This window comes from Enterobacter cloacae complex sp. IR5422 (assembly GCF_049238165.1).
Taxonomy (GTDB): Bacteria; Pseudomonadota; Gammaproteobacteria; order Enterobacterales; family Enterobacteriaceae; genus Enterobacter; species Enterobacter roggenkampii.
The window spans coordinates 17,065-35,012 of the sequence record NZ_JBMKHT010000041.1 but is presented as its reverse complement, the minus strand read 5'-3'; the positions used below and the strand labels follow the sequence as shown (position 1 = coordinate 35,012).

At 53.9% G+C, this 17,948-nt stretch carries 15 protein-coding genes and 1 pseudogene; 8 read left to right on the top strand and 8 right to left on the bottom strand.

What is annotated here, in order from left to right:
* Window positions 1–124: 124 nt before the first annotated feature.
* Together ACOTXT_RS17620 and ACOTXT_RS17615 are read left to right on the top strand one after the other, a co-directional pair.
* Window positions 125–541, top strand: a pseudogene (locus ACOTXT_RS17620) (HNH endonuclease signature motif containing protein); the annotation flags it as partial.
* A 13-nt stretch (window positions 542–554) separates the two neighbouring features.
* Window positions 555–1,058 carry a YrhA family protein gene (locus ACOTXT_RS17615; RefSeq protein ID WP_032635268.1) on the top strand — a complete coding sequence of 168 codons (504 nt, stop codon included), beginning with the start codon at window positions 555–557 and terminating at the stop codon, window positions 1,056–1,058.
* 109 nt (window positions 1,059–1,167) lie between these two features.
* On the opposite strand, the gene ACOTXT_RS17610 is transcribed toward ACOTXT_RS17615, so the two are convergent.
* Together ACOTXT_RS17610 and ACOTXT_RS17605 are read right to left on the bottom strand one after the other, a co-directional pair.
* Entirely contained in the window at window positions 1,168–2,601 is a 1,434-nt protein-coding gene (locus tag ACOTXT_RS17610; RefSeq protein ID WP_333166170.1) for a glycoside hydrolase family 32 protein, read from the bottom strand.
* A gap of 16 nt (window positions 2,602–2,617) precedes the next feature.
* Complete coding sequence (locus tag ACOTXT_RS17605) at window positions 2,618–3,859, bottom strand: MFS transporter (protein WP_023344527.1); 1,242 nt, start codon at window positions 3,857–3,859, stop codon at window positions 2,618–2,620.
* A 238-nt stretch (window positions 3,860–4,097) separates the two neighbouring features.
* On the opposite strand from ACOTXT_RS17605, the gene ACOTXT_RS17600 reads away from it, so the two are divergent.
* From ACOTXT_RS17600 to ACOTXT_RS17590, 3 genes are all read left to right on the top strand, one after another.
* On the top strand, window positions 4,098–5,105 hold the full coding sequence (locus ACOTXT_RS17600) for a LacI family DNA-binding transcriptional regulator (RefSeq protein ID WP_021241480.1): 1,008 nt from the start codon (window positions 4,098–4,100) through the stop codon (window positions 5,103–5,105).
* Window positions 5,106–5,437: 332 nt separating this feature from the next.
* Window positions 5,438–6,814 (top strand): diaminobutyrate--2-oxoglutarate transaminase, encoded by a 1,377-nt coding sequence (locus ACOTXT_RS17595; protein WP_014884533.1) that lies wholly within the window; start codon window positions 5,438–5,440, stop codon window positions 6,812–6,814.
* Between the two features lie 18 nt (window positions 6,815–6,832).
* Window positions 6,833–8,299, top strand: coding sequence for a pyridoxal phosphate-dependent decarboxylase family protein (locus ACOTXT_RS17590; RefSeq protein WP_095428267.1), 1,467 nt, complete (start codon window positions 6,833–6,835; stop codon window positions 8,297–8,299).
* A gap of 36 nt (window positions 8,300–8,335) precedes the next feature.
* Here the strand turns inward: ACOTXT_RS17590 and ACOTXT_RS17585 are convergent, their stop codons facing one another.
* The 4 genes from ACOTXT_RS17585 to ACOTXT_RS17570 all read right to left on the bottom strand — a co-directional run bounded on the left by ACOTXT_RS17585 (window position 8,336) and on the right by ACOTXT_RS17570 (window position 12,696).
* Window positions 8,336–8,851 carry a protein disulfide oxidoreductase gene (locus tag ACOTXT_RS17585; protein WP_126307580.1) on the bottom strand — a complete coding sequence of 172 codons (516 nt, stop codon included), beginning with the start codon at window positions 8,849–8,851 and terminating at the stop codon, window positions 8,336–8,338.
* 76 nt (window positions 8,852–8,927) lie between these two features.
* Entirely contained in the window at window positions 8,928–11,108 is a 2,181-nt protein-coding gene (locus ACOTXT_RS17580; protein ID WP_126307582.1) for a polysaccharide biosynthesis tyrosine autokinase, read from the bottom strand.
* Window positions 11,109–11,125: 17 nt separating this feature from the next.
* Window positions 11,126–11,557 carry a protein-tyrosine-phosphatase gene (locus ACOTXT_RS17575; protein WP_021241484.1) on the bottom strand — a complete coding sequence of 144 codons (432 nt, stop codon included), beginning with the start codon at window positions 11,555–11,557 and terminating at the stop codon, window positions 11,126–11,128.
* Window positions 11,558–11,559: 2 nt separating this feature from the next.
* The gene (locus ACOTXT_RS17570; RefSeq protein WP_126307584.1) at window positions 11,560–12,696 is read right to left on the bottom strand and encodes a polysaccharide export protein; all 1,137 of its coding nucleotides are present in this window, start codon (window positions 12,694–12,696) and stop codon (window positions 11,560–11,562) included.
* Window positions 12,697–13,184: 488 nt separating this feature from the next.
* Here ACOTXT_RS17570 and ACOTXT_RS17565 point away from each other — a divergent pair, with 488 nt between their 5' ends.
* Window positions 13,185–13,517 (top strand): RcnB family protein, encoded by a 333-nt coding sequence (locus tag ACOTXT_RS17565; protein WP_008500887.1) that lies wholly within the window; start codon window positions 13,185–13,187, stop codon window positions 13,515–13,517.
* Window positions 13,462–13,947 carry a GNAT family N-acetyltransferase gene (locus ACOTXT_RS17560; RefSeq protein ID WP_058654897.1) on the top strand — a complete coding sequence of 162 codons (486 nt, stop codon included), beginning with the start codon at window positions 13,462–13,464 and terminating at the stop codon, window positions 13,945–13,947. Before ACOTXT_RS17565 ends, ACOTXT_RS17560 begins: the two co-directional genes overlap by 56 nt.
* Before the next feature lie 95 nt (window positions 13,948–14,042).
* On the opposite strand, the gene apbC is transcribed toward ACOTXT_RS17560, so the two are convergent.
* Window positions 14,043–15,152, bottom strand: a complete 1,110-nt coding sequence (gene apbC, locus ACOTXT_RS17555) for an iron-sulfur cluster carrier protein ApbC (protein WP_008500889.1) — start codon at window positions 15,150–15,152, stop codon at window positions 14,043–14,045.
* 137 nt (window positions 15,153–15,289) lie between these two features.
* Between apbC and metG the strand changes: the two genes are divergently transcribed.
* A complete protein-coding gene (gene metG / locus ACOTXT_RS17550; protein ID WP_333166182.1) occupies window positions 15,290–17,323 on the top strand; it encodes a methionine--tRNA ligase in 2,034 nt (677 codons plus the stop codon).
* 110 nt (window positions 17,324–17,433) lie between these two features.
* Here metG and ACOTXT_RS17545 read toward each other — a convergent pair whose 3' ends face one another.
* Window positions 17,434–17,904 carry a DUF1456 family protein gene (locus ACOTXT_RS17545; protein WP_008500891.1) on the bottom strand — a complete coding sequence of 157 codons (471 nt, stop codon included), beginning with the start codon at window positions 17,902–17,904 and terminating at the stop codon, window positions 17,434–17,436.
* Between the last annotated feature and the right edge of the window lie 44 nt (window positions 17,905–17,948).

Below are 17,948 nucleotides of genomic sequence, written 5' to 3'. Positions count from 1 at the left end.
GTCTGGCGGCGTTTACTGGAAAACTCACTGTCGGCAAAAGTCAGTTGCTGGCTCATCCGGTTACTCATTCTGGGTTCAGGTTACAACACGATGATCTCACATCTCGGACTTATTCGCACCTTCCTTAGGAAAGTTGAAAGGTGAAACTAAGTTGCTTGAAGCATTAGAAATTAAGCAAATTCACTATGTCAGACGTCATCCATCCGAAGCAGCAGTATTAAGACGAGAGTTTAATAGTTCTATCAGAAAAAATTTCCTTAAAGACATTGCTGGTACACCGGAAGCTGCAAACAAGTTTAATCCTTCAGATTTATTGCGTATGTCAGAAGGCGGTGTCCCTAGTGGTTGGAGCGTTCACCACAAGTTACCATTAGATGATGGCGGTACTAACGCTTTTGAAAACCTTTCATTGATTGAAAATGAACCATACCATAAAGTGTTTACCAATATGCAATCATCCGTAACAAGAGATATGATAGCAGGTGAAAGTAAGATAACTCCGTGGGCTATGCCTACTGGTTCTATTTATCCACTTAAATGATTTGAAAGGAACAATGATGGAAAATAACATAAATGAGATTCTTATCGAATTAAAAGGAATGATGGATAAATGGGAGTATCCAGTAGAAGCCCCTATCAAAGATTCATTTCTTGAAACCATAAAAATTAGAGAGTCTAGCAATACTCTACATCCGATGTTACAGACTCTAGGTAATGAAATTGACTTGTTATTTACAAATCAACCTGATTATGTAAGTTTTTTAAAGTTTATGGATGGATTTGAATATAACGGATTAATCTTATTCAGTCTTTCTATACCTGAACCATTAGTTAGAAACTTATTTGTTATGAACGATTTTTATAGAGATAATGATGATTATATCAATCCTGATCTTGCTCAAAGATTAGTGATCGGAGAAGATAGTATTTCATTATTTACTTATGATGCTAAATCTAATTTATTTGAAATTAGGGATAATGTTGGTACAGAAAATGTTTTTGGTTCATTTGATAACTTCACTGATTTCTTAAAAGAGATCCTTGATACTGTCGCATAGTCTGTGGATGGGGGACTTGAGAGTCCCCTTCTTCTAAACTGTCCATATTATATAATAATCTAACATTAACGTAGCCCCATTTGTATGGGGCTTTTTACAATATGTAGATTTACTCCAGCTGCCACGCCCCGCCATGAATAAGCGATGCTCCTCCCGTCCAGGCAAATAACGCCAGCTCGCGGCAGTCGGCATCAGGATATATACGGCTGCTGAGGCACGCCTCACCCTCGTTAACAAACACTTCCACGGAGGAGCTATCAAAGAACAAACGAAGATTAAGCGCGTTGCTAAGGTTAAGCGCGACGCTTCGGGTCCCGCACAGGCCATACTGCGGATAGTCTCGCTCCAGCACCAGGCGCTGCATCTGCGCATCAACATAAAGGCGTAACCCGTCGCCAAGACGAATGCCGTACTGCTCCGCGCTGCTGTTGGCGCAATCCCACTGCAGAATGACCTCCATCGCATCGCAGTGTTCCACCAGCGTCATCTGCTGGTTATTAAGCGTACTTATAGGCCAGGGGAACCACGCCCCGCGCAGGCTTTCCACTTCTCGGGCTGGCCGCATCTGCAGGCGGTTATCCGCGCTCAGCGTCAGTTCGCGCGGTAAAGAGAGCATGCCAGCCCACCCGTCCTCCTGTTCCGGAAGGGGAGATTCCCACATGTCCAGCCAGCCGATAACGAGGCGTCTGCCATCCGGCGTCAGGAAACTTTGCGGCGCATAGAAATCATGCCCGTAGTCCATCTCCACAAATTCACCTTCACGCATAAAGGGCTGACCAGGCTGCCATTCGCCTACCAGATAGCCGCTCTGGAAGAGATTGCGATGTTTAAATCCGTCTGCCGCCAGTCCCTGAGGCGAAAACATCAGCACGCGTTTACCATTGAGAGTGAAAAAGTCCGGGCATTCCCACATATAACCCAGCTCTTTTTCAGCCACCGCGAGCACGCCCCTGTCCTGCCACTCGCGCAGATCGGCAGACCGGTACACACGCACCTGGCCCGTATCCCCCTCGCGCGCGCCAACGACCATGTACCACCACGCCCCTTCACGCCATACCTTCGGATCGCGGAAGTGATGCAGCCCGGGCGGTGTATCAATGACTGTCCCGTGCCGCACAAACTGGATGCCGTCACGGCTGGTTGCCAGGCACTGAACCTGGTAGAGATTAGCCTCATCGCCGGGATCGCCGTGGAATTTGTGGCCGGTGTAAATCAGCACCAGCGTGTCGCCATCCACCACCGCTGAGCCGGAAAAACAGCCGTCCTTGTCGTCTGGCCCTTCCGGGGCCAGCGCAACCGGGAGGTGCTCCCAGCGAACTAAATCTTTGCTGCGCGCATGGCCCCAGTGCATCGGCCCCCACTGGGTCGAATAAGGATGGTGTTGATAAAAGGCGTGATACCAGCCGTCAAACCAAACCAGGCCATTCGGGTCGTTCATCCAGCCAGCGCGCGCAGCGAGGTGGTAACGGGGGTACCAGCGCAGGTTAAGCCCTTCGCGCCTGGACTGCAGTTCCTGTTCTGCTTTCGTAATGGAATAGGTCATTTCTCTACTCTTTCGATCAGATGGTGGAAGGTTGCGGCATGAGCGGGTCAGATGAGGACTTGCCCGAGCGCAACAGGAAGATGGATATAAACGTGGTGCTGAAGACCAGTAGCCCCATAATGAAATAGGACTGGGCAAAGCCGTATTTCTCATAGCTGTAGCCTGCGAGCGGTGACAGCACCGAGGCAATCACCGAGCTTGTACAGGCAAAGCCCACAAGATAGAGGGTGGAAGAGAGCCGCTTATCAAAGTGCAGGCTGTTGTATTTAAAGATGGAGACCAGCAAAACGGGTAGTTCAACCGCGTGCAATAGCTTGGTAATGGAGATCAATACCGGTCCCTCAACCAGACCCGATGCCACCATACGCATCGCCATCACCATTCCGGCGAAAATCAGGCCGTTTTTCGCACCGAGGCGATTCACCAGCCACGGGGCGCAGAACATGCCCGCCGCCTCCAGGAAAACCTGGAAGGAGTTGAGATAGCCGTACATGGCGTTTCCTTCCTGCAGCGTCGGGAACTGTGAGGAGAAATAGACCGGGAACTGCTGGTCGTAAACGCCGTAAATACAGGTGCCAATAACGAAAAACACCAGCGCCCAGAAGCGCGGCAGCGTCAACAGGCGTAAGGCATCCTCCAGCGTGACCTTACCGCCGGATACCGCCTCCTGCATGGCGTGCGGCGCGGAAGAGACTCTTAGGCGCGCCAGCAACACAAAAAACACCAGCCCGGCGCAGCTCGCCACCGCGAAGTTCAGCTTCGGATTGATGTTGAACAGCAGACCGGCAAAAAAGGTTGCCACCGCCCAGCCAAGGGATCCCCACATCCTCGCCTTGCCAAACTCAAACTGACTCTGGCGGGCCACGCGCTCGGTATAGGATTCCAGTACACCAATCCCGCCGTTAAACGTCAGCCCGATATAAATCCCGCCGAAAATGCTGCCGAGCAACACGTTAATCTGCAGCAGATAACCAAACAGCAGGAAGGCCGGACCGGAAAGAATGAGCAGGCTGGTCAGAAACCAGAGCAGGTTTTTTCGCAGGCCGAGTTTGTCCTGAATGAAGCCGTAGCAGATTTGCGCGCACAGCGCGGAGACAGACAGCACGGCATAGATGACCCCCGTATCCCCTGCCTTTAACCCCACCTCCTGGTGAAGCCAGATAGAGAGCAACGAGCCGGAAGATGACCACGTGACAAAAAAGAAAAACAGTAATGCGCTTAATAAAGGGTAGCTGTGAGAGTGATGCGTTTTCATCATGACATTCTCATGTTGGAGTAATGACACAATGGTAACGTTAACATTTACGTTTTCTCATGCTGTTTGGCTGAAATTTAAGATGTTAATCACGAAAGTTAACGTTAACATTAAGAGAATGAGATCGCGATCAAATATTCATCACTGAGGTAAACATGACCCGGCCTGGGCATCAGCCTTTCTTTTACATCAGCGACTTAGTTGTATACCCTTTCACGCAGAGCATTCACGGAGTAAGACAATGGCTTCCCTGAAGGACGTCGCAAAGCTGGCTAACGTATCGCTGATGACGGTCTCCCGCGCGCTGAACAGCCCGGAGCGCCTTAAGCCGGAAACGCTGGCGCGCGTTCAGCTGGCTATCGAGCAGACCAGCTACGTGCCCGATCTGTCCGCCAAGAAAATACGCGGCGCGCATGCCTCGCCTAAAACCATAGGGGTACTGGCGCTCGATACGGTGACGACGCCGTTCTCGGTGGAGATCACGTTGTCTATTGAAGAAACGGCCAGAATGCACGGCTGGAACAGCTTCGTGATGAATATGTTTACCGATGACAATCCGGACGCCATTGTCGACCTTCTCCTCTCTCATCGGCCCGACGGAATTATCTACACCACCATGGGGTTACGTCAGGTTCCTCTCCCGGCCAAACTCCTCACCCTTCCCTGCGTGCTGGCCAACTGCGAAAGCGACGGCGAAAAGGTCGCCAGCTATATTCCCGATGATGAGCAGGGGCAATATACCGCCGTGCGGGCGTTACTCGCGGAGGGTTATCGACGCCCTCTCTGCCTGCATTTACCTGAGGGGCATCTGGCCACAACCCGCCGTCGTCAGGGGCTGGAGCGTGCATGCCGTGAAGCGGGGCTCGATCCGGACAGCCTGGAGCACTGCTATATGGCACTCGGCGATGAGCACTATCGCGACATTCCGGCCGTGTTGCTGGCGCACATGCAGAATGGCATTCCCAGGTTCGACGCCGTTATCTGCGGTAACGATCGTATCGCGTTTATGGTGTACCAGACGCTACTGGGACAAGGGCTTCGTATACCGGACGACGTCGCGGTGATCGGCTATGACAATATGGTGGGCATTGGGGAGTTGTTCCTTCCTCCTCTCACGACGGTACAACTGCCGCACTATGAAATTGGTCGCCTGAGCGCCCTGCATATTATTAACGGTGAAGAACATCAGGAAACCACGCGCGTAGAAAGTCCATTTTTACTGCGTGATTCCGTTGCACAGGCAACGTGAGCACCGTTTTCTGCACCTGCCGGATAAACAGGGAAAGCTTCCCCCCTTTTGTGCCGTTGAATGGCACGATTTGTCACACTCTTTTCTGCGACTTTACACACCGGGCAAATAGCCTGTAACCCGCTGTTTTTATTTGGCATAAAATACAATTTTCATTTTAAAAAAGGGGATATTTCCTCGCTATACACACGTGTCACAAAACAGTAAACAAATTAACCATTGAGCCCCGTGGCAAAAGGCTCTATATTGGCGGCGTTTTTTTCAGGCCCCTTCTGTTTTTTAACTTTTTATTCAATCGTGGCTCATAACGAAGCGGCGGTTGTAGGAGTGATATGATGACGGATAAAGTCCGTATTGACACCGTAGATGCCCACAAAAGCAACGAAACCTATCTGGCCCGTCAGGCCGAGTTTGAATCTAACGTCAGGAGTTATCCGCGCAAACTGCCTTTAGCCATCACTAAAGCAGAAGGCGTGTGGATCACCGATGCAGATAATAAAGAATACCTTGACTGTTTAGCAGGTGCAGGGACCCTTGCGCTTGGCCATAACCATCCTGATGTGCTGAAAAGCATCCAAAATGTCATTACCAGCGGCTTGCCGTTACATACTCTGGATCTGACAACGCCTCTGAAAGACGCGTTTTCCGAATACCTGCTCTCTCTGCTGCCTGGTCAGGGCAAAGAGTACTGCCTGCAGTTCACCGGTCCATCCGGGGCTGACGCCGTTGAAGCAGCGCTGAAGCTGGCGAAAAAAGTAACCGGTCGTAGCGGTATCATCAGCTTCTCTGGTGGTTACCACGGCATGACCCACGGCGCACTGTCCGTGACCGGCAACCTGTCACCGAAAGAAGCGGTAGACGGTATGATGCCAGAAGTGCAGTTCATGCCTTACCCGCACGAATACCGCTGCCCGCTGGGTATCGGTGGTGAAGCGGGCGTGAAAGCGCTGACTTACTACTTCGATAACCTGATCAACGACGTTGAAAGCGGCGTGCGTAAACCTGCTGCGGTGATCCTGGAAGCGGTTCAGGGCGAAGGCGGCGTGAACCCGGCTCCGGCTGAGTGGCTGCAGCGCATCCGTAAAGTGACTCAGGAACACGGCATTCTGCTGATCCTCGACGAAGTTCAGGCTGGCTTTGCCCGTACCGGTAAATTCTTCGCCTTCGAACACGCGGGCATCGAGCCAGACATCATCGTGATGTCTAAAGCCGTCGGTGGCGGTCTGCCGCTGGCCGTACTCGGTATCAAAAAGCAGTTCGACGCATGGGCGCCAGGTCACCACACCGGTACCTTCCGCGGCAACCAGCTGGCGATGGCAACCGGTCTGACGACGCTGAAAATCCTGAAAGACCAGAACATCGCAGGCAAAGTGGCGGCACAGGGCGAATGGCTGAAAGGCCAGCTGAAAGAGATGGCGAAACGTTATCCGGTTATCGGTCACGTTCGCGGTCTGGGCATGATGATCGGTATTGAGATCGTTAAGCCGCACGAAGCCGCTGACCACATGGGCTGCTTCCCGGGCGACGGCGAGCTGTCTGCACTGATTCAGAAGAAGTGCTTCGAAGCCGGTCTGATTCTGGAGCGCGGTGGTCGTAACGGTATCGTTCTGCGTCTGCTGCCTTCTCTGCTGATCAGCGATGAAGAGCTGAAGATCTTCCTGGATAAATTTGAGCAGGCACTGCTTGCTGCGGGCGTTCGCCCGGCGTAACCGGAGTTATTGATTACGATGTCTGATTCAAACCCAATTTTGTTCTCCTCTGCGCAGAGCATTGAAGCTTACCAGCAGGCGATTGAACAAAGCACTCAGGCTGTGATGCAGTGGCTGAAACAGCCTGAGATGTACCAGGGCAAAACGGTCGCGGAACTGCGCGACCGTATTAAGCTGGATTTCAACCCTAAAGGGCTGGGCAACGAAGCGGCGATTGAACGCGCCGTGGAGTTCTTCCTGAAAGACAGCCTGTCCGTTCATCACCCGCAGTGTGTGGCGCACCTGCACTGCCCAAGCCTGGTCGTAAGCCAGGCGGCGGAAGTGCTGATCAACGCCACTAACCAGAGTATGGACTCCTGGGATCAAAGCCCGTCCGCAACCATCATCGAGATCAAACTGATCGAGTGGCTGCGTACCCGCGTGGGTTATCAGGCTGGCGACGCCGGTGTCTTCACCAGCGGCGGAACCCAGAGCAACCTGATGGGCCTGATGCTGGCGCGCGATGCGTTCTTTGCGCGTCAGGGTCACTCCGTTCAGCAGGACGGTCTGGTGGGCGATCTGCGTAAGATCCGCGTACTGTGCTCTGAAAACGCGCACTTCTCCGTGCAGAAAAACATGGCGCTGATGGGTCTGGGCTACCAGTCCGTGGTGCAGGTGAAAACGGACGAATTCTCCCGCATGGATCTGACCGATCTGGCGGCGAAAATCGAACAGTGCAATGCGAACGGCGAGCAGATTCTGGCGATCGTCGCAACGGCAGGTACCACCGATGCCGGTGCTATCGATCCGCTGCGCGCCATTGCTGAACTGGCGGCGAAGCAGAACATCTGGGTACACGTTGATGCGGCCTGGGGCGGCGCGCTGCTGATGTCTGAGCAGTATCGTCACTACCTGGACGGCATTGAGCTGGTGGATTCCGTCACCCTGGACTTCCACAAGCAGTTCTTCCAGACCATCAGCTGCGGCGCCTTCCTGCTGAAAGAAGCGCGCCACTATGAGCTGATGCGCTACCAGGCGGCTTACCTGAACTCTGAGTTCGACGAAGAAGCCGGCGTGCCGAACCTGGTCTCCAAATCTCTGCAGACCACCCGTCGTTTCGACGCGCTGAAGCTGTGGATGAGCCTGGAAGCGCTGGGTCAGGAGCAATACGCGGCGATCATCGATCACGGCGTGACCCTGGCACAGCAGGTTGCGGCGTACGTGAAAGCGCAGCCTGCGCTGGAACTGGTTATGCATCCGCAGCTGGCAAGCGTGCTGTTCCGCTTCCGTGGCGAGGTGCAGGCAGATGATGCCGGTATCGCCCTGCTGAACCAGAAAATTGGTGATGCGCTGCTGGAATCCGGCCGTGCAAACGTCGGCGTGACCGAGCATAACGGCGTGACCTGCCTGAAGCTGACGCTGCTGAACCCAACCGTGACGCTGGAAGATATCAAAATCCTGCTGTCTCTGGTTGAGCGCACCGCGCAGGAAGTTCTGGCTAAGTAATATAAAACCCCTCTCCCGCCGGGAGAGGGGTTATTCTTATAAGCCCGCCCACCACATCCTGATTTTTAATCCCCAGTAGCTCGTCCAGCCCGTTGTAGTACTGACCACGTTCTCCTTCGATACAATGACTAACGTCGGCGTCACGCTCACCTGCCACGCCTGCGACAGCGCACCGTTTTCATCGTTTATCACCGGCATTTTCAGCTGTTTCTTGTCAACCCAGCGAGCAAGCTTTGCGTTATCACCAGAGCGCATGGCGATACTCACCACGTTCCCGCCCTCTTCTGCCAGCTGATTAACCGCAGGCGTGGTGTAACGGCAAATGCTGCACCAGGTCGCCCAGACGTAGATCAGCAGCGGACGCTCCTGGCTGAGCGCCGCAATATCATGCATTTTTCCGTCGATGCTCGTCATCGGTGTTGCACTAAAACTGGCGGGGAGTGTCGGTTTTCGGTATTGATCAACTCCCCACGCCACGGCCAGCGTCAGCAGAACGAGTATGACTCCTTCCCGCGCCCAGCGGCGCAGTCGATTGATTTTGCGGTTATCCATTGTGACCTCGCGTTTTAACGAAGGTCATCTTAACGGGCAATACACCATCACGCTGTAAAGAAATGTCGCGCCAGGGTTACTCCCGGGTATAGCCATAGTCGTAAGCGCTATACCCCGAGTTATAATAGAGCGCCGCCGATTTCACAATGTCATTGAGGATCACGCCATTCACCTTTACGTTCATCCGTTCCATACGCTTAAGGCTGGTCTCGATCTCTTTCACGCTGGTTTTACCAAAGCGGGCGACCAGCAGCGTAGTGGCTGCTGCTCTGGCGATCAGCAATGCATCCGTCACGGCAAGCACAGGTGGAGTGTCGATAATCACGATGTCATACCGCTTTTCAATCTGCGCCATCACATCCTGGAAGCGTTCACTCATGAGCAGGTCAACGGGATGCGTAGGTTGAGGTCCGCAGGTCAGTACATCAAAACCGCCTTTCTCAAAGCGTTGAACCGCCTCCTGCCACTCAACGGTTCCGTCGAGCACGCAGGACAACCCCCGATGATTGTTCAGCCTGAACACATTGTGGACATACCCTTTGCGCATATCCGCATCAATAAACAGCACCCGCTGTCCGGCCTGTGCCACAATCGACGCCAGTGAAGTACTGACCAGCGTCTTTCCGCAGTCCTGCGTGGGGCCAGACACCACGACAACCCGGTTTGCGGTATCCATCATGGTAAAATGCAAACTGGTGCGCAGCCCACGCATCGCCTCGACAAACGTATCAGCCGGACGGTCAATGGGCAGGAAAGGCACGTTGGATATCCTGTGCTTCCAGTGGGAAGTAAACAGGTTTCTCCTGCGCAGGTGCGTTTTTTTCCATAACCATACCGAGCGCGGAAGCGTTACCAGCAGCGGCATCCCGAACTCTTCCAGTTGTTCTGACGACGTAATGCCCCGCTTGAAGGCGGAACGCACTAAAACTGTTCCGGCAGAGAGGAGCAGCCCTATCATCATACCAAACAGAATGATGAGGGCTTTGCGCGGTTTGACAGGGGCAGGCTGCGTCACCGCCGGGTCTATGATCCGCACATTCCCGATAGCGCTGGAGCGCGAGATGCTCAGCTCTTGCTGACGCGTCAGCAACTGCATGTATACGGCGCGCCCGGATTCAACATCACGACTCAGGCGTAATATTTCCTGCTGCGTGGATGGCATGGAGGAGACGCGGCTATACAGGCGCGCGCGTTCCCGCTCAAGCGTTTGTTTTTTCTCCAGTAAAGCACGGTAGGTGGGATGGCCCTTTTTGAACAGCTGGGATACTTCTGCCTCGCGAAACGTCAGCTCGTTAAGCTGATTTTCCACGTTAACCACCTGATCAAGAACCGACTTTGCCTCAAGAGATAAATCGACCGAATCGCTTTGCTCTCGATAAGCATTCAGTCGCGCCTCGGCTTCATCCAGTTCGCGACTGATTTTAGGTAACTGATCCTGTAAGAACGTGAGGCTACGGGAATCTTTAGCTTCCTGGCGCGCAATGTTCTGGCTGAGAAAATTTTCGGCAATCGTATTAAGTACCGTAGCGGTCTTGCCGGGATCGCCACCCGTTAACGTTAAGGCGATCATTCCACTCTGTTTCGACGACTCCACAACCGTCAGTCTGCTCTGAATGGCGTTGATCGCCTCAAGCCTGGTAACGATGCTGAGGGTAAACTGGGTTCCCGGTGCCGCATTGAGGGAGGTCACCAGAAGAGAGACGCCCTCTTTAAGTAGCGCTTTTCCAACAACGCCCTCTGCCTCAAGCGTTTGTCCCTCAAGACGATATCGCCCTTGCTCGAGAACAGTGAGTAAAAGCGTTTGTGGATCCCCCTCCACAGACGGAATATTCAGCGAGCCAATCGTGATTTCAGCGGGGTTGCGCCCCTGCACATGCTCCCAGAAAGCTCCAATGACGGGGAACAAGCGCCTATTAACCTCGTAGGTCAGCCCTAACCGATCAACGGTCTGTCCGAGGACCATCCGTGATTTAAGGAGTAAAAGTTCTGGAGCGACATCGGGTGAGAGATCGGATCTGAGCGAGGTCAGGTTCTTGAGCAGCGCGTTGCCCTGCTTCGCTTCGACCTGCACCAGGGCATCAGCCTGATAAACCGGCGTGACGCTGAAGGCGTAGATCCCCGCACATACCGTGAACAGAAGCGTAACACACGCGATCATTACCCGGTGATCGAACATCTCAGCAAGCAACTGAATGAGATCCATTTCGTTATTCTGCGGTGTCGCAGCACTATATTTGTCTGATTTAGAAGACGACATTACGGCTTCATTCCTTGTTAACTCAAACGACGAGCCCATTCCTGACTGGCTTTCCCCAATTGCCCGAAAACATATTCAAAGGCTTCACGGCTTTTGCGATACGGGTCGGGAATGTCCTGGGTTTCCAGCCATTGTCCAAATAGCAGCGATTTTCCCCGGTTCTCCGGGGCCATTGTGGCAATAAAACGAAGGTGTTCCGGCTCCATCACCAGAATCAAGTCGGACTGTTGCAACAGACTGCACGTCACCCTGCGGGCAACGTGCCCCTCCAGCGAAAGGCCGTGACGCAAGGCCACAGCCTGCGCACTCGCATCCGCCGGGCGTCCTTCTAGTCCGAAAATACCTGCAGAGGTGACCTGCCTGCCGGGTAATTGCTGACGCAATAGCCGCTCACCAATGGGTGAGCGGCAAATATTGCCGGTGCAGACCACTAAGATTGAATGGAACATGACTACGGCCACGATCGGATGTTACGAACGGTTTCGGTCAGGTCATGTACGCCGCTGATGGTGGGCACCAGTTGGGAGATCACGCGATTCCAGCGCGATAGCGGTGCCGTGGTGACGTAGACAATGTCATACGGCTCAAGCTGGAATTCCGTACCCAGCACCATGGCTGAAGCATCTTCCGCATTCAGCTGATAGATATTGGCGATTTTGTCGGTGTCACCTTTTTTCGATACCTGGCGAATAACAAAAATGCCGGTTGCATCGGCCATATTTTGGTTAAGCCCCCCGGCATTGCCCAGGGCCTCGGCCAACGTCATGCCACTACGATCCATCTTAAGGGTGCTCTGTTTCACCACCTCGCCCATTACGAACACTTTCAGCGCGTCGTTCCGGGGAACAAACAGGATATCGCCAGGATAAAGCAACTTATTTTGGGTCAAATCGCCATGCTGCATCAGGGCATAGAGTGAGAGGTGGGCGTCCTGTCCATTGTGTGTGAGCACGACGTTACGCCAGTCGGCATCCGCCGAGAGCCCACCCGCGGCGTTAATCGCATCCATCACCGTCAGCGGAATATTGGTTATCGGCTGTTGACCCGATTTTTCCACCTCTCCGGTGACGTAGGCTTTTTGTGAACGGAAGGAGGCTACGCTGACGTCCACCTGCGGACTCTCAATGACGCTATCCAGTCGAGCCGTAATCTCTTCACGTACCTGTGAAACCGTTTTTCCTGCCACCCGCAGTTTACCGGCATAGGGATAAAAGAGCGTACCGTCAGCGTTGACCCAGTTGCCTGTATCGCTCGCGCTACGATATTGTCCTGCGGGCGTTGTTAATTCAGGATGATCCCAGACGGTGACCGTCAGGATGTCGCCTGCGCCAATACGGTATTCCCAGTTTTTGATCTGCTTGTCCAGATTAGGATTTGCCTGAGATTTCGACACGGGCGGGCGCAGTTTTTCAATCCACTCCGGGGTCAGCGGAAAAATTTCCACGCGCTTATCAAGCTGATAATTTGCCTCTTCCGCCGAAATAACTTTCTTACCTGACACACTTAAGTTCTGACCAGGTGAAAAAACACACCCTGTTAACTGACTAATACTGAGAAATAACAGCGAAAATGCAGTTGTACTTTTCATTAATATAAATATTTCTTTTTAACGTTGCGTTTATCGTTAAGCCTGTAAAAAGACCCAATCCAACCCCATGAAATGTAATCAATTATGCTTATGAGAGATGAACTTCCTGCCCTTATAAAACACACCTCACCCGCGCTTTAAAAAACAGATCCTATACTCGACCTGGTTAAAAAAACGGATGTCAGCACGCTTCATCCGGAGGCAATATTAAATGCTCTTCAGAGAGAAAGCATTCGCCTCGCTTTCTAACTTTGATATGGAAAGTTATTTTCAGAATTAATTAATGAAATGATAAATATTAAAAATATAATGCATCGACAATATTCCCGACACTGATAAACATCACGCAATTGGGCTACACAAAACCGTCCACTTTTGTTACATTTTTTTTCAAACATACCCTGCGTTGATACTTAAAATGGACTGTCTGCTTCGCTTTCGACGTCCCGCAGACGAAAAGTATCTGTAACGATATCACTGGAGAAAAAATGGCTAAGCGTAAACTGCTGCTTCTGGGTGTATTACTGTCTCTGGCGGGATCCGCATTCTCTGCCCCGCAAACGGCCGCTGCACCCTCCGGCATCAAGGCCTATGAAGAACAAGAGTTCATCGCTGACTTCACGAAATTCAAGATTGGCGACACGGCGCCGGCGCAGTATCAAACGCCGGAGTACACCATCAAACAGTACCAGCTGCGTAACCTGCCGGCTCCGGATGCCGGAACCCACTGGACCTACATGGGCGAGAACTACGTGCTGATCGGCGATGCGGACGGCAAAATCTACAAAGCCTATAACGGAGATATTTTCTATCACCGCTAAGACCATTCTGATCCGCCCCTGGCAGGAAAGCGATCGTCCTTTCCTGCGCACGCTCTTTCTCCACGCCCGGCGTGAGGCCTGGCCATGGCTGGACAGTTCAGACTGGCAGCTTGAAGACTTTGACGCGGCCACCCGTGACGAAGTGATTTGGGTTGCCACGCAGAACGGCCATCGCCTGGGCTTTGCCTCCGTCTGGGCGAACGATAATTTTCTGCACAACCTCTTTGTTGACCCGCAGTATCAAAGCCACGGCGTCGGGAAAATGCTTCTGGAACAGGTGCATAAGACGTTTACCAGTACAGGTTCGCTTAAGTGTCTGGTGAAGAATGCGCGGGCTGTCGCGTTTTACCAGCGGCACGGCTGGCACATTGAGGCGACGGGGGATTCTCCTGAGGGAGAGTATTATTTGATGCACTATCGGCTTGGGTAAAGTCAGGTGGCGCTTCGCTTACCTGACCTACAAAACCGTATTTCGTAGGCCGGGTAAGGCGAAGCCGCCACCCGGCACTAAGCGAAGAAGAGGTATTACACCGCGCGGAACGCGATTTCGCCCGGGATGACTTCGCCCTGCCAGTAAAGCTGCGCCGCAACGCGTCCCGCCAGCTGACGATACATCTCTGCAAATTCGCTGTCCGGACGGCTGACGACCGTCGGCTTGCCGCTGTCCAGATCTTCACGCAGGGTAATGTGCAGCGGCATCTGTCCCAGCAGTTGGGTGTGATACTTCGCAGCCAGTTTTTCTGCCCCGCCCGTACCGAAGATAGGTTCATGGTGACCGCAGTTGCTGCAGATGTGCATGCTCATGTTCTCAACGATACCGAGCACCGGCACTTCCACCTTCTCGAACATCACGATGCCTTTTTTGGCGTCGATCAGCGCGATATCCTGCGGCGTGGTCACCACAACGGCACCCGTCACCGGAATGTTCTGCGCCAGCGTGAGCTGGATGTCACCGGTCCCCGGCGGCATGTCCAGCACCAGATAATCCAGATCCGGCCACATCGTCTCCTGCAGCATCTGCAGCAGCGCTTTGCTGGCCATCGGGCCGCGCCAGACCATGGCGTTATCGTCAGTCACCAGGTAACCGATGGAGTTGGTCGCCAGACCGTGCGCCATGATCGGCGCCATGTGGGTGCCGTCCGGTGAGGTTGGACGCTGGTTTTCCGCGCCCAGCATGTTTGGAATAGACGGGCCGTAGATGTCGGCATCCAGAATACCGACCTTTGCCCCTTCCGCTGCCAGCGCCAGCGCCAGGTTTACGGCAGTAGAGGATTTCCCCACCCCGCCCTTGCCCGAGCTGACGGCAATGATGTTTTTCACGCCGTTGACGCCAGGCTGGTTTTTCACGCGCTTCAGCGTGGCGATGCTGTGGCTCAGCTTCCAGTCGATCGCCTTCGCGCCGGTAATGCGCAGCAGCTCGGCGCTGGTCTGCTCTTTCAGCGCGTCAAAGGCGCTGGTCCAGACGAACGGCATCTGCAGCTCAACGTGCAGCGTGTCGTCCAGCCAGGCAACGTGGTGTAACGCTTTCAGCGTAGTGAGATTGTGCTTCAGGGTTGGATGCTGAAAGTTAGCCAGCGTCCCGGCGACCATTGCTCGTAAGGCTTCCGGTGATTTGGCCTGGGATTGAGAACTCATCCCGACTCCTTTGTTCTTGTGAATAAGACCTTAGATGAACAAGTTTACCTGAAAGGCCGTGGTTTGTGCTTACTTAATAATGCCCCTTTTGGTAATATCAAAAACCCTTTTCACAGTTAAAAGAAGTAATGCCTACTATGACTCAAGTCGCGAAGAAAATTCTGGTAACGTGCGCACTGCCGTACGCCAACGGCTCAATCCACCTCGGCCACATGCTGGAGCATATCCAGGCTGATGTCTGGGTCCGTTACCAGCGAATGCGCGGCCACGAGGTTAACTTCATCTGTGCGGACGATGCCCACGGCACGCCGATCATGCTGAAAGCGCAGCAGCTGGGGATCTCCCCGGAGCAGATGATTGCCGAAATGAGTCAGGAGCATCAGACCGATTTTGCTGGCTTTGACATCAGCTATGACAACTATCACTCCACGCACAGCGACGAAAACCGCGAGCTGTCGGAGCTGATCTACACCCGTCTGAAAGAGAACGGTTTTATCAAAAACCGCACCATCTCTCAGCTGTACGATCCGGAAAAAGGCATGTTCCTGCCGGACCGCTTCGTCAAAGGCACCTGTCCGAAATGTAAATCCCCGGACCAGTACGGCGATAACTGCGAAGTGTGCGGCGCGACCTACAGCCCAACCGAGCTTATCGAGCCGAAATCCGTGGTTTCCGGCGCCACGCCTGTGATGCGTGACTCCGAGCACTTCTTCTTTGACCTGCCGTCCTTCAGCGAAATGCTGCAGGCGTGGACCCGCAGCGGCGCGCTGCAGGAGCAGGTAGCGAACAAGATGCAGGAGTGGTTCGAATCCGGCCTGCAGCAATGGGATATCTCCCGCGATGCGCCGTACTTTGGCTTCGAAATCCCGAACGCGCCGGGCAAATACTTCTATGTCTGGCTGGACGCGCCAATCGGCTACATGGGCTCTTTCAAGAACCTGTGCGACAAGCGTGGCGACACCGTCAGCTTCGACGAATACTGGAAGAAAGACTCTACCGCCGAGCTGTACCACTTCATCGGTAAAGACATCGTTTACTTCCACAGCCTGTTCTGGCCGGCCATGCTGGAAGGCAGCAACTTCCGCAAGCCAACCAACCTGTTTGTTCACGGCTACGTGACGGTGAACGGCGCCAAGATGTCCAAGTCCCGCGGGACGTTCATCAAGGCCAGCACCTGGCTGAACCACTTCGACGCGGACAGCCTGCGCTACTACTACACCGCGAAGCTCTCTTCCCGCATCGACGATATCGACCTGAACCTGGAAGATTTCGTGCAGCGCGTGAACGCGGACATCGTGAACAAGGTGGTGAACCTGGCGTCCCGTAACGCGGGCTTTATTGCCAAGCGCTTTGACGGCGTGCTTTCTGCCGAACTGGCCGATCCTGAGCTGTATAAAACCTTCACCGATGCCGCCGCTGCGGTTGGTGAAGCCTGGGAAAGCCGCGAGTTCGGTAAAGCGATTCGCGAAATCATGGCGCTGGCCGACGTTGCTAACCGCTATGTGGACGAGCAGGCCCCGTGGGTGGTCGCGAAACAGGAAGGCCGCGACGCCGACCTGCAGGCGATCTGCACCATGGGTCTGAACATGTTCCGCGTGCTGATGACCTGGCTGAAGCCGGTTCTGCCGCAGCTGGCTGCCCGTACTGAAGCGTTCCTGAACACCGAACTGACCTGGGATGCAATCCAGCAGCCGCTGCTCGGCCACAAGGTGAACACCTTCAAGGCGCTGTACAACCGCATCGAGATGAAGCAGGTTGAAGCCCTGGTAGAAGCATCCAAAGAAGAAGTGAAGGCGGCTGCGGCACCGGTCACCGGCCCGCTGGCGGACGATCCGATTCAGGAAACCATTACCTTCGATGATTTCGCCAAAGTCGACCTGCGCGTGGCGCTGATTGCGAACGCGGAGTTCGTGGACGGCTCTGACAAGCTGCTGCGCCTGACGCTGGATCTGGGCGGCGAGAAGCGCAACGTCTTCTCCGGGATCCGTTCTGCCTATCCGGACCCGCAGGTGCTGATCGGTCGTCAGACCGTGATGGTCGCCAACCTGGCGCCGCGCAAAATGCGCTTCGGCATCTCTGAGGGGATGGTGATGGCCGCAGGACCTGGCGGGAAAGATATCTTCCTGTTAAGCCCTGACGAAGGCGCGAAGCCTGGCCAGCAGGTGAAATAACAAAAAAGCCGGAGATTATCTCCGGCTTTTTTTTGCCCGGCGGCGCTACGCCTGCACGGGCCTACGGGTTTTATAGGCCGGGTAAGGCGAAGCCGCCACCCGGCTAAACATCACGCCTTCGGGTGATGCACCCGGTGGGTCAGCCCGCGCAGGAAATTACGCAGGAACTGGTCGCCGCACTCGCGGTAGTTTTTATGATCCGGTGCGCGCATCATGGCGGTCACTTCCGGCACGGATACGCGGAATTTTTGCTCGGTCATGATCGCCACGATATCGTCCGTTTTCAGCGAGAACGCGATACGCAGCTTTTTCAGCACCGTGTTGTTGTTCACCCGACGCTCCAGCGCCAGCTCTGGCGCGGCAGGATCTTTGCCACGCTTATCGTAAATCAGGCCGTTCAGGAAGCCCGACAGAATGATATCAGGACAGCGGACAAACCCCTCTTCGTCTTCTTTGGTCATCCACGTGTCAAAACTCGCAGACGTGGATTCCATGTCGGACAGCGCAAGAATGCGCACCATGTCGTTATTGTTCGCTTTCAGGGTGTAGCGCAGGCTACGAAGAATATCGTTACTTAGCATAGAGCCTTCGAATGTCGATGATGCAATGGCGCGCAGTGTACCAG